The 13,281-nt window shown below is 70.2% G+C and carries 12 protein-coding genes; 1 reads left to right on the top strand and 11 read right to left on the bottom strand.

Features of this window, described 5'->3' with window-relative positions; genetic code table 11:
- Nucleotides 1–3 precede the first annotated feature (3 nt).
- The 9 genes from AB0J74_RS07140 to AB0J74_RS07100 form a co-directional block, all read right to left on the bottom strand.
- Nucleotides 4–852 (bottom strand): IclR family transcriptional regulator, encoded by an 849-nt coding sequence (locus tag AB0J74_RS07140; RefSeq protein WP_363445610.1) that lies wholly within the window; start codon nucleotides 850–852, stop codon nucleotides 4–6.
- Between the two features lie 11 nt (nucleotides 853–863).
- Entirely contained in the window at nucleotides 864–1,859 is a 996-nt protein-coding gene (locus AB0J74_RS07135; RefSeq protein WP_363445608.1) for an oligopeptide/dipeptide ABC transporter ATP-binding protein, read from the bottom strand.
- On the bottom strand, nucleotides 1,856–2,971 hold the full coding sequence (locus tag AB0J74_RS07130; RefSeq protein WP_363445607.1) for an ABC transporter ATP-binding protein: 1,116 nt from the start codon (nucleotides 2,969–2,971) through the stop codon (nucleotides 1,856–1,858). The genes AB0J74_RS07135 and AB0J74_RS07130 overlap by 4 nt, the downstream gene beginning before the upstream one ends.
- Nucleotides 2,968–3,843 carry an ABC transporter permease gene (locus tag AB0J74_RS07125; protein ID WP_363445605.1) on the bottom strand — a complete coding sequence of 292 codons (876 nt, stop codon included), beginning with the start codon at nucleotides 3,841–3,843 and terminating at the stop codon, nucleotides 2,968–2,970. Before AB0J74_RS07125 ends, AB0J74_RS07130 begins: the two co-directional genes overlap by 4 nt.
- The gene (locus AB0J74_RS07120) at nucleotides 3,840–4,799 is read right to left on the bottom strand and encodes an ABC transporter permease (RefSeq protein ID WP_363445604.1); all 960 of its coding nucleotides are present in this window, start codon (nucleotides 4,797–4,799) and stop codon (nucleotides 3,840–3,842) included. Before AB0J74_RS07120 ends, AB0J74_RS07125 begins: the two co-directional genes overlap by 4 nt.
- 78 nt (nucleotides 4,800–4,877) lie before the next feature.
- Entirely contained in the window at nucleotides 4,878–6,488 is a 1,611-nt protein-coding gene (locus AB0J74_RS07115; RefSeq protein ID WP_363445602.1) for an ABC transporter substrate-binding protein, read from the bottom strand.
- A 31-nt stretch (nucleotides 6,489–6,519) separates the two neighbouring features.
- Nucleotides 6,520–7,422 carry a fumarylacetoacetate hydrolase family protein gene (locus AB0J74_RS07110; protein ID WP_363445600.1) on the bottom strand — a complete coding sequence of 301 codons (903 nt, stop codon included), beginning with the start codon at nucleotides 7,420–7,422 and terminating at the stop codon, nucleotides 6,520–6,522.
- A 3-nt stretch (nucleotides 7,423–7,425) separates the two neighbouring features.
- Nucleotides 7,426–8,298, bottom strand: a complete 873-nt coding sequence (locus AB0J74_RS07105) for a Gfo/Idh/MocA family oxidoreductase (RefSeq protein WP_363445598.1) — start codon at nucleotides 8,296–8,298, stop codon at nucleotides 7,426–7,428.
- Nucleotides 8,295–9,323, bottom strand: coding sequence for a Gfo/Idh/MocA family oxidoreductase (locus AB0J74_RS07100; protein ID WP_363445597.1), 1,029 nt, complete (start codon nucleotides 9,321–9,323; stop codon nucleotides 8,295–8,297). Before AB0J74_RS07100 ends, AB0J74_RS07105 begins: the two co-directional genes overlap by 4 nt.
- 129 nt (nucleotides 9,324–9,452) lie before the next feature.
- On the opposite strand from AB0J74_RS07100, the gene AB0J74_RS07095 reads away from it, so the two are divergent.
- The gene (locus AB0J74_RS07095) at nucleotides 9,453–10,781 is read left to right on the top strand and encodes an aspartate aminotransferase family protein (protein WP_363445595.1); all 1,329 of its coding nucleotides are present in this window, start codon (nucleotides 9,453–9,455) and stop codon (nucleotides 10,779–10,781) included.
- 52 nt (nucleotides 10,782–10,833) lie between these two features.
- Here the strand turns inward: AB0J74_RS07095 and AB0J74_RS07090 are convergent, their stop codons facing one another.
- Nucleotides 10,834–12,297, bottom strand: coding sequence for a PQQ-dependent sugar dehydrogenase (locus tag AB0J74_RS07090; RefSeq protein ID WP_363445594.1), 1,464 nt, complete (start codon nucleotides 12,295–12,297; stop codon nucleotides 10,834–10,836).
- Between the two features lie 133 nt (nucleotides 12,298–12,430).
- The gene (locus AB0J74_RS07085) at nucleotides 12,431–13,270 is read right to left on the bottom strand and encodes an alpha/beta hydrolase (RefSeq protein WP_363445592.1); all 840 of its coding nucleotides are present in this window, start codon (nucleotides 13,268–13,270) and stop codon (nucleotides 12,431–12,433) included.
- Nucleotides 13,271–13,281 lie beyond the last annotated feature (11 nt).

Genomic DNA, 13,281 nt, shown 5'->3' with positions numbered 1-13,281 from the left:
TCATCAGCGACCGGCGACCCGCAGGGAACGGTGCACGATCCGCAGCGCCGTGACGAAGTCCGGGTCGCCGGTCACCGCTTTGGCGACCTCGTCCAGGGCGGCGACATACTCGTGCTGCTTGGCCGTTCCGAACTCACCGGCCGGGCCGGAGACGCTCACGGCGGCCAGGCAGTCACCGTCGACCCGCACCGGCACCGCCACGCAACGCAGGCCGACGCTGCGCTCGTTGTCATCGAGCGCGAAACCGCGCCGGATCGTCTTCCTAAGGTCTTTGCGCAGGTCGGCCAGGGTGGTCAGGGTGCTATCGGTGAACGCCCGGAACGGCTCGGCCGGCACCGCGGCCGGGAGCTGGTCGTCGGGCAACTCGGAGAGCAGCACCTTGCCGAGGCCGGTGGCGTAGGTGTGGTCGCGGGCACCGAGCGCGGTGGTGAAGCGCAGCGGCCGGTCGGGCTCGGCGACGCAGATGTGCAGCACCTGGTCGCCGTCGAGCACGCCGAGGTTGGCGGTCTGGCCGGTGCTCACCGCGACCGGCTGGAGATAGCGCTCGGCGACCACGGTGAGATCCAGCGTGGACACGTACGCGGCCGCGAGGCGCTGGACCTTGTGGCCGAGCCGGTAGGACGGGCGGTCGTCCACCCGTACCAGATATTCCATCTCCGACAGCACGGCCAGCAGCCGCACCAGCGTGCTCTTGGGCAGCGCGGTGGCGTCGCTGAACTCGGTCAGGGTCAACGGTTCGGGCGCGGCGGCCAGCATCTCCAGCAGGGCGAGGCCGCGCGCGAGCGCGTTGGCGTGGTAGTTGGCCGACGCGGGCTTGCTGTCGTCGACGGAGGTGCGGGGTGCTCTCGGCATTGTGGACTCTCCTACGCGCCGCCGACGGTGGCTGGGACCTCGGGGAAATGACATGCGCTCGGATGCCCCACGCCGATCCGGTCGATCAGCGCGGGCGCTTCCGTCGCGCACACATCCTGAGCCTTCCAGCACCGCGTGCGGAACCGACAACCGGTCGGTGGGTTGCTCGGACTGGGTACGTCTCCGGCCAGCGTGATCCGCTCCCGGTCCGCGCGACCGGCCGGGTCGGGCACCGGGATGGCCGACAGGAGCGCCTGGGTGTAGGGATGGGTGGGTGCGGTGAAGATGTCGGCGCGGCTGCCGGTCTCCACGATGGAGCCCAGATACATCACCGCGACCCGGTGCGAGATGTGCCTGACCACCGACAGGTTGTGCGAGATGAACACGTAGGCCAGGCCCAGCCGGTCCTGCAGCCCGCGCAGCTGGTTGATCACCTGCGCCTGCACCGAGACGTCGAGCGCGCTGACCGGCTCGTCGAGCACCAGCAGCCGCGGGTTGAGGGCGAGCGCGCGGGCCAGGCCGATCCGCTGGCGCTGGCCACCGGAGAACTCGTGGGCATAGCGCCGCGAGTGCTCGGGCCGCAGGCCGACCAGTTCCAGCAGCTCGCGTACCCGATCGGTGCCTTCCTGGGTGTAGCGACCTTGCACCCGCAGCGGCTCGGCGACGATGTCGTGCACGGTCATCCGCGGCGAGAGCGACGCGTACGGGTCCTGGAACATGATCTGGATGGACTGCCGCCGCGCCCGCAGCTCGCGCTGTGACAGCGCGGCCAGGTCGGCGCCCTCGAACATGATCTTTCCGGCGGTGGGTTCCAGCAGCCGCACGAGCAGCCGCCCCGTTGTCGACTTGCCGCAACCGGACTCGCCGACCAGGCTCAGCGTCTCACCGGTGTCGAGCTCTAGGTCGACGCCGTCGACCGCGCGGATCTCGCCGACCTGCCGGCGCAGCACGCCTTTGCGGATCGGGAAATGCTTGTGCAGCCCCTCGACCTTCAACAGGCTCGTCATGCCAGCTCCTCATGGAAGTGGCACGCGGTGGTCCGGCCGGCACCGATCCGGGCCAGCGGCGGCCGCTCGGAGACGCACCGCTCGCGGGCCAGCGGGCAACGGGGGTGGAACGCGCACCCGGCCGGCGGATCGGCCATGTTGGGCGGGTTGCCGGGAATCGGGTCGAGCTGGTCGACGTCGACGTCCATCCGCGGCAGGCTGGCCAACAGCCCCTTCGTGTACGGATGCCGCGGCACCGCGAAGATCTCGCCGATGCCCGCCGTCTCGACCACCCGGCCGGCGTACATGACCACCACGCGGTCGGCGAGTTCGGCGACCACGCCGAGGTCATGGGTGATCAGGATGGTCGCCGCCCCGGTCTCGGCCTGCGCCTTCTTGAGCAAGGCCAGCACCTGCGCCTGGATGGTCACGTCGAGCGCGGTGGTCGGCTCGTCCGCGATGATCAGATCGGGGTTGTTGGCGATGGCCATCGCGATCATCGCCCGCTGGCGCATGCCACCGGAGAACTCGTGCGGATACTGCCGGACCCGCTGCGCCGGGTCGGGGACGCCGACCAGCCGCAGCAACTCGATCGCCCGGTCCCAGGCGGCCCGCTTGTCGGGCTTGTTCTGATGCAGGATCACCGCCTCGGCCACCTGCGCCCCGACGGTCATCACCGGGTTGAGCGCGGTCATCGGGTCCTGGAAGATCATCCCCACCGGTCCGCCGCGGATCTTGCGCAGCTCGCGGGCGGACACGCCGCGCAGGTCGGTGCCGCGGAAGGAGATCGCCTCAGCCTCGACCGTGGCGGTGTCCGGCAGCAGGCGCAGCACCGACATCGCGGTGACGGTCTTGCCAGACCCGGACTCACCGACGACGGCGACGATCTCGCCGGCGTCGACCGACAGGCTGACGTCGGTCACGGCGCGCACCACGCCGTCGCCGGTGCGGAACTCGACGCTCAGCCCATCGATTCGAAGCAGGGCTTCCCGGGCGGCATGGTCCGCGACCGCCGCGGGCCGCTCACTCACGCCGCCGACGTCCGGTCGGCCTTGCCGCGGCGGTGCCGCAACGTCATTGGCAGTGGCGCCCACCGGATTGCCGCCCTTCGGCGGCGTCTGCTTGTCGGTCATGATGCCGACCTCGGGTCCACGGCGTCGCGCAGCCCGTCGCCGATGAAGTTGACCGCCAGCACGGTCAGCGCGACCGCGATCCCCGGCGAGAGCCACAACCACGGCTCGGTGCGGATGACGGTCAGGCTCTGCGCATCGGTCAGCATGTTGCCCCAACTCGCCGCCGGCGGTTGCACGCCCAGGCCGAGGAACGACAGCGTCGCCTCCAGAGCGATCGCCTGGGCCACCGCCAGTGTCGCCACGACGCTTACCGGTGGCAGCGCGGCCGGGATGATGTGCTTGCGCATCAGCCACAGTGGACCGGCACCGGTGGCCCGGGAGGCGAGCACGAACTCCTGCTCGCGAAGCGAGAGCGTGACACCCCGCACGATCCGGCCGCAGACCGGCCACTGGAACAGCCCGATGGCGATCACCATGGTCAGCACGCTGGGGCCAAGGATGCCGCTGACCACCACGATCACGACCAGCGACGGGAACGACAGGAACACGTCGGCCAGGCGCATGACCAGGCCGTCGACCCAGCCGCCGAGCAGGCCAGCGACGCTGCCGAGCAGCGTGCCGAGCACGACCGCTATCGCGGCCGACGCCAGACCCACGCCGAGGGAGATGCGGCCCGCGAACAGCAACCGCGAGAACACGTCGCGGCCCGTCGAGTCGGTGCCGAGCAGATGGTCGCCGGACGGGCCCGTACGGGCCTGGAGCAGGTCGATCGCGTTCGGATCGTGGCCGGAAAGCGGCCGCGCGAAGATGGCGGCCAGCACCACCAGCACGATGAACACCACGCTGACCACGGCCGCGGGGTGCGAGCGGAACCGGCGCAACGCGGCCGAGGCCGGCGACCGGCCGGCCGCCGCCACCGTCACAGACGTCATCGCAGCCTCACTCTCGGGTCGACGACGGTATAGAGCACGTCGGCGAGCAGGTTCGACAACAGCACCAGGATCGCGATCAGCAGGGCGAAGCCGACGATGACCGAATAGTCGTGCTGGTTGACCGAGCTCACCGCGAGCTGACCCATCCCGGGCCAGGCGAAGACCTGCTCGATGACAACCGCGCCGGCGAGCAGTTGCGGCAGGTTGGTGGCGATCACGGTCAACACCGGGATCAGCGAGTTGCGGAACGCGTGCCGCATCACGACCCGGCGCGGCGAGGCGCCTTTGGCGTTGGCCGTACGCACGTAGTCGGCGCCCAACTCGGTGATCATGCTGCTGCGCACGTAGCGCATGAACGGCCCGGAGTTGCCGAAGCCGAGGATCACCGCGGGTAACACCAGATGGTGCAGCGTGTCACCCAGGCTCGGGTTGGTCGGGTCGGAGATGCCCGACGACGGGAACCACTGGAACTTCAGGGTGAACACGTAGATCGCGATCAGCGCGACGAAGAACACCGGGATCGACACCGAGCCCAGGCTGACCACCGTGGCGCCGTAGTCGACGAGCGAGTTGCGGCGGCGGGCCGCCAGGATGCCGAGCGGGAACGCGACCAACAGCGAGATCAGCAGGCCCACGCCCATCAGCTCGACCGTCGGGCCGATCCGCTCGCCCAGCACCTCGGTCACCGGCCGCCCGTTGAGCAGCGAATAGCCGAGATCGCCGTGCAGGGCGTTGGTCAACCAGTGCCAGTACTGCACCGGCAACGACTGGTCCAGGCCGAGTTCGTGGCGCTTCTGCGCGATGAACTCGGCGCTGCCGGAGTTGAGTTGGTCGGCCGGGATCTGCATCGCGATCGGGTCGCCGGGCGTCTTGTGCACCAACGCGAAGATCGCGATGGTGATCAGCCAGAACACCAGGACGTTGATCGCCAGTCGCCTGACCAGAAAAGCCGCCATCCGCACCCCTCTCGCAACAAACAGCCGGACCGCGGTCGGGCCGGTCGCCGTTGACCGGCCCGACCGCGGTGCTGTGGATCAGCCCGTGATGGTCCAGCTCGCCGGGTCCCAGAACAGCGCGTCCTGCGAGCCCGGTGCCTGGAAGCCCTGCACCTTCTTGTTGACGGCCCAGAGCCCGAACGGCGAGTAGAGCCACATCAGGTCGGCCTGGTCGTTCTCCAGCTTGGCCGCCTGGTCGTAGAGCGACTTGCGCTGTGCCTCGTCGGCCGTCGAGTTCGCCTGCGCCATCAGCTGGTCGAGCTGCTCGTTGCAGAAGAAGTTGATGTTGCCGCCGGCCGGGTAGGCGTTGGCACAGGCGGTGATCCCGTTGATCGTCGAGGAGTCGACAGCGTAGTTGCCGCCGCCGTAGAGCACCATGTCGTAGGTCTTCTCGGCGTACGTCTTGGGGATCTCCGCGGCCTGGATGTTGACCAGCTTGACCTTCACGCCGACCGCGGCGAGTTGGCTCTGCACGATGGTCGAGGTGGCGTCGCGGTCGCGCTGGCCGTGCACCCACTGGAGCTGGACCTCGCGGTTGGTGTCCCAGCCGGCCTCGGCCAGCAGCTGCTTGGCCTTGGCGACATCCTGCGCGTAGTCGTTGAGCCCGGCCGGCTCGTTGGCCTTGGCGAAGTCGGAAAGGCGAACTTCGGCCTTGCCACCGAGTACGGTCTGCACGATCTGCTTGCGGTCGAGCGCGTACAGGAACGCCTGGCGGACCTTCGCGTCCTTGAAGTAGGGCTTCGACTGGTTGAGGGCGATCCGGACGAAGCCGGCGCCCGGCTTCTCCTGGGTGGTGACCGTGTTGAACCCGGCCACCGTCTCGCTGTCGGTCGGCGAGTAGGACGCGATGTCGATGCCGCCGTTGCCGAGTTGCGCGGTGGCGTTGTCAGACGTCATCGGCTTGAGGTAGACGTCTTTGATCTTCGCCGGGTTGCGGTAGTTCGGGTTCGCCGTGACGTGCACGTACTGGTTCGTCTTGTATTCGACGAACGTGTACGGGCCCATGCCCACGGTCGGCTTGCGGAAGAACGGGTTCTTGGCGACCGCGTCGGGCGCGTCCTTGCCGAGGATGTGCTCGGGCATGATCCACACGCTGCCGATCAGCGCGAGCAGGCCGAAGTTCGGCTTGGTGGCCTTGATGACGAACGTGTTGTCGTCGGGCGTCGAGAAGCCCGAGATCGTGGTCGCCTTGCCCGACGCGAAGTCGGCGACGCCCTCGACACCGGTGTAGTTGCCGGCCGTGGAGCTGGTCGTCTTCGGGTTGGCCATCAGCGTGTAGGTGAAGAGCACGTCCTTCGACGTGAACGGCGTGCCGTCACTCCACTTCAGACCCGAACGGAGCTTGAACGTGAAAGTGGTCGCGTCCGGCGAGACGGTGTAGCTCTCCGCCAGCCGGGGCTGGAGCTTGTAGTTGGGGTCGACGCCGAGCAGGCCCTCGTCGATGAACGACATCACCTGTCCGTCTGGGCCGCTGACCGGGGCCAGCGGGCTGAAGACGCCGGCCGGTTCCTGGTAGAGGTAGACGTTCAGGGACTTGGCGGCGGCACCGGCACCGTCGTTGGACGTGGTCGCCGGCCCGGTGCACCCGGCGACCGCAAGAGTGGCGACGGCCAGGCCGACGAGCGCGACCCGTACCCGATTTCTGAACATGATGGACCTCTCTGATCTGGCAGCAGTTCTGCTAGCCCACCGTGTTGCGGAGTTGGCCGAGCGGGCCAACGACGACAGTCATCACGTCGCCGGCCGTCAGGAATTCACCCGTCACGGCGCCTACGCCGGACGGTGTTCCGGTGAGGATCACGTCACCGGGTTCGAGGGTCATCAGGCGTGACGCGTGCGCGATCAGCTCGGCCACGCTGAAGATCATGTCTTTTGTGGACCCGGACTGCTTCGTGACACCGTTGACGTCGAGGTGGATCGACAGCGCCTGCGGGTCGGGCACCTCGTCGGCGGTGACCAGCCAGGGCCCCAGCGGCGCGAAGCCGTCGAGCCACTTGCCGGCCAGCCAGTCGAAGAACCAGACGGCCTTGTCCTCGGTGTCCCGGGGGTAGCCGTAGTCGACCGAACGGGCCGAGATGTCGTTGGAGGTCATGTAGCCGGCGACGGCGTCGAGCGCGTCGGCCTCGGACACGTCACGCACCCGGCGACCGATGACCACCGCGAGTTCGGCCTCCCAGTCGACCTCGCTGCTGACCGCCGGCAGCGGCACGTTGGCGTCGGGGCCGACGATCGAGGTCGGCGGCTTCAGGAACAGCCGCGGGCTGAGCGTCGACTTGTCGAGCGGCTCGCCGCCCGTCTCGGTCACGTGGTCCTGGTAGTTCGCGGCCGCGGCGAGCAACTTGCCCGGGCGCAGCAGCGGTGCGAGCAGTTCGACGTCGCCGAGCGCGAACTCGGCACCGTCGGTCTGCCCGGTGCGGCCGGTCAGGTAACCCTCGAGGTCACCGTCGCCGAGTTCGACCACCAGGTCGTGACCGGAAAGTGTCTCGACGCCGTCGCGTCGAGACGCTTGAGGACCTGAATCGGCAGAGCCGGTCAACCGGCCGTGCCGGACGGCACCGTCGCGGCGGTAGGTGACGAGTCGCATCGCTTACTCCCCTGTCTCGACCGGCGCGCCGGTTTCGATCGACCGCTGCGCGGCCTCGATCACGCGCTGCGTGCGTACGGCGTCGCGCGGTCCGATCGCCGCGCGACCGTTGCTGATGCCCGCGGCCAGCACGTCGAGCAGCGCGTCGACGGTGCCCGGCCCGGTCCACACCTGACCGCTGCTGCCGGCGTTGCGCACCCGCAGCGCCGGCTTGGTCGCGTCGACCGCGAGCACGCCGTGCGAGCCGCTGATCCGGTAGCGGTGCACGGCCAGGCCGCCGGGTGGCACGTCACGCACCGCCGGCATCCGTCCACAGACGATGGTGCTGGTGACGCCGTGCTCGTGGTCGAGCAGCAGGGTGACCAGTTCCGGCGAGCCGGTCGCGTGCACCCGGCGGACGGAAAGGCCCAGGAGGGCACTGACCACGTCGACCGGGTAGAGGCCGAAGTTGACCAGCTCACCGGTGGGAGCCGGGTCACCGCCCGCGACGATGAAGTCGCACTGCACGTTCCACGGCAGGCCGACCTTGCCGGCCCGGACCGCGGCGGTGGCCGACCGCAGCGCGGCGCCGAGGCGCTGGTGGTGTGCCGGCACGACGACCACGCTGTGCGTCGCGGCGAGGCGCTCGATCTCCTCCGCCTCGGCCAGAGTCGCCGCCATCGGCTTGTCGGCCAGCACGTGCTTGCCGGCGCGGATCGCCGCGAGGATGGCCGGGCCCCGCTCGGCCAGCGGCAGCGCGATGCTGACCACCTCGGCCTTGTCCTCGTCGTCGACCAGTTCGAACTTCGGGTGCCGCTCGAAGGCCGGGCGATACATCGAGTTCTGGTGGTCCTGGCTGCCGATGCCGCCGTTGCCGACCAGCGCGACGGTGATCATGCGCCCACCGCCACGGGCCGGCCGGTCGCGATCGACTCTTCGACGGCAACGCCGAGCGCCACCGCCCGCACCGCGTCGGCCGCTGGCATCGCGGCGGGGGCGCCGCCGATCGCGTCGAGCCAGGCGCCGAGTTGGGCGGCGAACCCGTTGCCGCCGGCGGCCGGCAGGGTCGTGGTGCCGGCCTCGCCGAACACCAGCGACGACTCGCCGTCCCAACCCTGCTCGACGATTCCCTCCGTGCCCGCGACCAGCAGTTCGCGCTGCGACATCGAGCCGGGGCGGTGTGCCCGGCTCATCTCGCAGACCGCGGTCGCGCCGTCGGCGTAGGTCACCACCATCTCCAGGTAGTCGTAGATGCGCAGTTCCGCGGCCGTCTGCTTGCGGCCGCGGGCGAACACGCCGACCGGTTCGCCGCCGAGCCACCAGGTCGCCAGATCCAGCAGGTGTACGCCGTTGTGCAGCGCGTGCCCGCCGGAGCGGGCCGGGTCGCCGACCCAGGCGCTCCAGTCGGGCCAGATCCAGCCGCCGAGGATGGCCAGCCGGACCAGGACCGGCCGGCCGATCGCGCCGGAGTCGATGGTCTGCTTGACCGCGCGGCCGTAGTCGTAGAAGCGGTGGGTGTGCGCCGCGACCAGCACCCGGCCCGCCCGGTCGAACGCCGCGGCCAGTCGCCGTGCGTCGTCGACCGTGGTGGCCAGCGGCTTCTCGACCAGCAGGTGCTTGCCGGCGGCGGCGACCGCGAGGCCGATGGCTGCGTGCGTGTCGTTGGGCGTGCAGAGGATGACCGCGTCGACGCCGGGCCATTGCAGTGCGGTGTCCAGGTCGGGCGCGTGCCGGATGCCGCCCTGCTTGCGGGCGAACGCCGCGGCGCGGGCCGGGTCGGCGTCGACGATGCCGATCAGGGTCGCCCGCGGGTCGGCGTCGATCGCCCCGCTGTGCGCGTCGGCGATGAACCCGGCGCCCACCAGCACGATGCCGATCCGATCCACCGGCGTGACCTCCCCAGGCACGGAACGATGTTTCATGTCCGGTCATCTTGTGGTCGGTGTGGAGCGGTGTCAAGGTCGCCGTCGTAAAACATGGAACGCCTTGCCATGTTGATGAGGACTGTTCTAGCGTCGGCTGCGCCAGCCCAACTGGATACGAGGTCGCCCATGCCATCCCTCCCGACGTCCAACGCTCGCGTACTCGCCAACGAATCCCCAAAGGGGAGGGCGATCGCGGAAGCGGCCGCGGCCGTGATCCCCGGCGGCGTCAACTCCTCGACCCGCTACATCGGTGCGCCGTACGCCTTCGTCGCCGCCGACGGCGCCTACCTGACCGACGCCGACGGCCGCCGGTATCTCGACTACCACGCCGCGTTCGGTGCGATCCTGCTCGGGCACAACGCGCCCGTCGTCAACGACGCGATCCGCGCGGCGCTCGACGGCGTCGACCTGACCGGCATCGGCGTCACCGAGGGCGAGGTCCGTCTCGCACAGCGGATCGTCGAGGTGATCCCGTCGGCCGAGTCGATGATCGCCACGATGAGCGGCTCGGAAGCCACCGCGCAGGCGATCCGGCTGGCCCGCGCGGTCACCGACCGGGACCTGATCGTCAAGTTCCAGGGCGGGTTCCACGGCTGGCACGACGCCGTGGCCCGCAACGTGATCTCCGCGCCGGATCGCGCGTACGGCCGGGATCCGCTCTCGAAGGGCATCCTGGACCAGGCCGTCGACGCGACCCTGATCGCGGAGTTCAACGACCTGGACTCGGTCGAGGCGCTCTTCGACGCCCACCGCGACCGGATCGCGGCCGTCATCCTGGAACCGATCCCGCACAACGTCGGCGCCCTCGTGCCGACCACCGAGTTCGTCGAGGGCCTGCGCAAGCTCACCGAGCAACGGGGCGCGCTGCTCATCTTCGACGAGGTCATCACCGGCTTCCGGCATGCGCTCGGGGGCTATCAGCAGGTGATCGGGGTGAGCCCGGACCTGACCACGTTCGGCAAGGGTATGGCCAACGGCTTCCCGGTCGGCGGGGTCGCCGGCCGCCGCGACCTGATGGAGCACTTCAACGGCCGCACCGGCGACGTGCTGCTGGCCGGCACGTTCAACGGCAACGCCCTCGGCTGCGCCGCGGCCCTGGCGACCATCGACCACCTGGCCGCGCACCCGGAGTTCTACACCCGGACGCACGCGCTGGGCGAGCGGATGCGCGCCGGCCTGCGCGGCATCCTGGCCGAACTCGACATCGAGGCGACCGTGGTCGGCTTCGGCGGCGTCTTCGCCGTCTACTTCCTGGCCGGGCCGGCCCTGGGCTACCGCGACCTGATGCGCAACGACGACGCGACCTACGTCGCCTTCCACCGTGGCATGACCGACCGCGGCTTCCTGATGCTGCCGATGTCGCTCAAGCGCAACCACATCAGCGGCTCGCACACCGAGGAAGAGGTCGACCGCACCCTGGAAGCCGCCCGGGACGTGCTGGCCACCCTGCGCTAGAAACGCCGACCGCCCGGGTCCGGGTGGACCCGGGCGGTGGCGACAGCAACCGTCAGCTTGCCGTGCAGGCGGTGCCGTTCAGGGTGAAGTCGGTCGGGCGGGCGGTGCCGCTGCCGCTGGCCAGGAAGCCGAAGTTGGCGCTGGCGCCGGTCGACAGGGCGCCGTTCCAGGACTCGTTGCGGGCGCTGACCGCCCGGCCGGACTGGCCGACCCTCGCGCCCCAGGCGCTGGTGATCCGCTGGTTGCCGCTGAACGTCCAGGTCAGCGTCCAGGAACCGACCGCGGGGCCCTGGTTGGTCAGCCGCACGTTGCCGAGCAACAAGCCGGGCAGGCCGTTGGCGCTGTAGCTGACGGTGCAGGCTGCCGCGGGCGATGTCACGGTGGGCGGCACCGTCGGCGGCGCGGAAGTCGTCGCGGTCGGCGTCGGCGAGGTCACGGCGAACCGGAACACGCGGTCGTCGCTCGCCGCCGGTGTGCCGCGGCCGTCACGGTTGCTGGTCGTCACCCAGAGCGACCCGTCCGGTGCCTTCTCCACCGTGCGCAGCCGGCCGAAGCGGCCGTTGAGCGCCGCCGTCGGCGTGCCCGCACCGCCGTTACCGTCGAGCGGGACGACCCACAGCCGGGTGCCGCGCAGCGCGCCGACGAACAGCGTGTTGTCGATGATGGCGGCGCCGCTCGGTGACGCCTCGGCGGTGGTCCAGGTGACGATCGGGTTGCGATACAACGGGTTCGTGGAGTTGCCCTCGACGACCGGCCAGCCGTAGTTGCCGCCCGGCACGATCCGGTTGACCTCGTCGGTCCTGTCCTGGCCGAACTCCGTCGCGTAGAGCCGCCCGGCCGAGTCCCAGGCCAGGCCCTGCACGTTGCGGTGGCCGAGGCTGTAGACCAGCGATCCGGCGGTCGGGTTGTCGGCCGGGACGCCGCCGTCGGGGCGTACCCGCAGAATCTTGCCGTTGAGGCTCGCCGGGTTCTGGGCCCGGCTGGGCACGCCCGCGTCGCCCACCCCGGCGTAGAGCATCCCGTCGGGGCCGAACGCGATCCGGCCGCCGTTGTGGTTGCCGGCCTTGGCGATCCCGCTGACGATGGTGGTCTGCGCCGCCATGTCGGCCAGTGTGAAGCGCACGATCCGGTTGTCCACGCTGGACGTGTAGTAGGCGTAGACCTGGTTGTCGGTCGCGTAGCTCGGCGACACCGCGAGGCCGAGCAGCCCGCCCTCGCCGGAGGCGACGACGCCCGGCACCGTGCCGACGATCTGGGTCGGCAGGCCGGGGCGGACCCGCAGGATCTGCGCCCGGTCCCGCTCCGCGACCAGCGCGGTGCCGTCCGGCAGGTAGGTCAGCCCCCAGGGCACCCGCAAATTGCTCGCGACCGTGGTCGGGTTGAGAAAGTCGACGGTGGGTGCCGCCGCGGCCGTAGCGTTCCGGGTCTGCGGCAGGTCCACCGCCACCGCGATGCCGGCGACGCTCAGCGCGACACCGGCCACGGCGGCGGCCGCGACGATGGCGGGTTTGTGCATTGACATCTCCCGAGGCGAAGGGGGTTGGTGATCGCCACGGTGCCAGTCGGCACCCGCCGGTTACGGACAGACAGGACATTTAACGCAAAATGGTGAATTGATCAGAACGGCCGATGTGGGTATGGCCGATGCGCTAGCGGACGCCCAGGTAGGAGCCGTCGACCCAGTCGGAGACGATCGCGGCGAAGTTGCCAGGCTGCTCCTCCCACGGCGCATGCCCGCAGTCGAGCACGTCGAGGCGGCTCGCCGGCAGCTTCTCGTTGAGCACCTCGGCGTCGCGGGCCAGCCCGTACGGGTCGTCACGGCCGGCGATGATCTGCACCGGCGTCCGGATCGAGCCCAGCAGCGGATCGAGGGTCGCCAGATCCGCGGGGTAGGAACGCAGGTAGGCCAGCGAGCCGGCGAACCGGTCGCCGGAGTAGGACGCGGCATAGTCGTCACGGACCGCGCCCGGCAGGTCGTCGCCGACGAAACTGGCCACCACCGCCCGCCCGTCGGGCTGCCCGATGTCGTCTTCGACCAGCGTCCGCAACTCCCCCTCGATGGCCATCGGGTGGGTCGCCGCGCCGGCACCGACCACGACGCTGCGGAACAGGTCGGGTTGCGCGGCCGCGGCGAACAACAGCGCCGCCGTGCCGACGTCGGGGCCGACGGCGTGCGGCTGTTCGAGACCGAAGTGGTCGACGAGATGCGTGATGAACTCGCCCATCACGTGCGGCGACATGAGTTCCGCGCGGGCCTCGGAACGGCCGAAGCCGGGCAGGTCGACCGCGATCACCGGGTGGTCGGCGACCAGCGCGGGCCAGGTCGGTGCGTAGGCGTAGAGGCTCTCCGGCCACGGGCTCAACAACAGCAACGTCTCGGCCTCGCGGTCGCCCCGGCTGACCGGACTGGCGACGAACCGGATGCCCAGGTCGTCGATCACGTCGAACCGCTCCTCGTCCATGGGACCCAGCAGAACGCGTACGCGCATCCCGCGAATCA

Origin of the sequence: Asanoa sp. NPDC049573 (genome assembly GCF_040676615.1) — a bacterium.
Taxonomy (GTDB): domain Bacteria; phylum Actinomycetota; class Actinomycetes; order Mycobacteriales; family Micromonosporaceae; genus Asanoa.
Note: the sequence above shows the minus strand (reverse complement) of the source record. Positions and strands in the feature narration are given on the sequence as shown.

Bases quoted from the DNA above. Each gene is read 5' to 3' on its own strand.
- AB0J74_RS07095 (WP_363445595.1), top strand. From the start codon at position 9,453: ATGCCATCCCTCCCGACGTCCAACGCTCGCGTACTCGCCAACGAATCC.
- AB0J74_RS07105 (WP_363445598.1), bottom strand. From the start codon at position 8,298: ATGATCACCGTCGCGCTGGTCGGCAACGGCGGCATCGGCAGCCAGGAC.
- AB0J74_RS07090 (WP_363445594.1), bottom strand. From the start codon at position 12,297: ATGCACAAACCCGCCATCGTCGCGGCCGCCGCCGTGGCCGGTGTCGCG.
- AB0J74_RS07085 (WP_363445592.1), bottom strand. From the start codon at position 13,270: ATGCGCGTACGCGTTCTGCTGGGTCCCATGGACGAGGAGCGGTTCGAC.
- AB0J74_RS07110 (WP_363445600.1), bottom strand. From the start codon at position 7,422: ATGCGACTCGTCACCTACCGCCGCGACGGTGCCGTCCGGCACGGCCGG.
- AB0J74_RS07115 (WP_363445602.1), bottom strand. From the start codon at position 6,488: ATGTTCAGAAATCGGGTACGGGTCGCGCTCGTCGGCCTGGCCGTCGCC.
- AB0J74_RS07125 (WP_363445605.1), bottom strand. From the start codon at position 3,843: ATGACGTCTGTGACGGTGGCGGCGGCCGGCCGGTCGCCGGCCTCGGCC.
- AB0J74_RS07130 (WP_363445607.1), bottom strand. From the start codon at position 2,971: ATGACCGACAAGCAGACGCCGCCGAAGGGCGGCAATCCGGTGGGCGCC.
- AB0J74_RS07100 (WP_363445597.1), bottom strand. From the start codon at position 9,323: ATGAAACATCGTTCCGTGCCTGGGGAGGTCACGCCGGTGGATCGGATC.
- AB0J74_RS07135 (WP_363445608.1), bottom strand. From the start codon at position 1,859: ATGACGAGCCTGTTGAAGGTCGAGGGGCTGCACAAGCATTTCCCGATC.
- AB0J74_RS07140 (WP_363445610.1), bottom strand. From the start codon at position 852: ATGCCGAGAGCACCCCGCACCTCCGTCGACGACAGCAAGCCCGCGTCG.
- AB0J74_RS07120 (WP_363445604.1), bottom strand. From the start codon at position 4,799: ATGGCGGCTTTTCTGGTCAGGCGACTGGCGATCAACGTCCTGGTGTTC.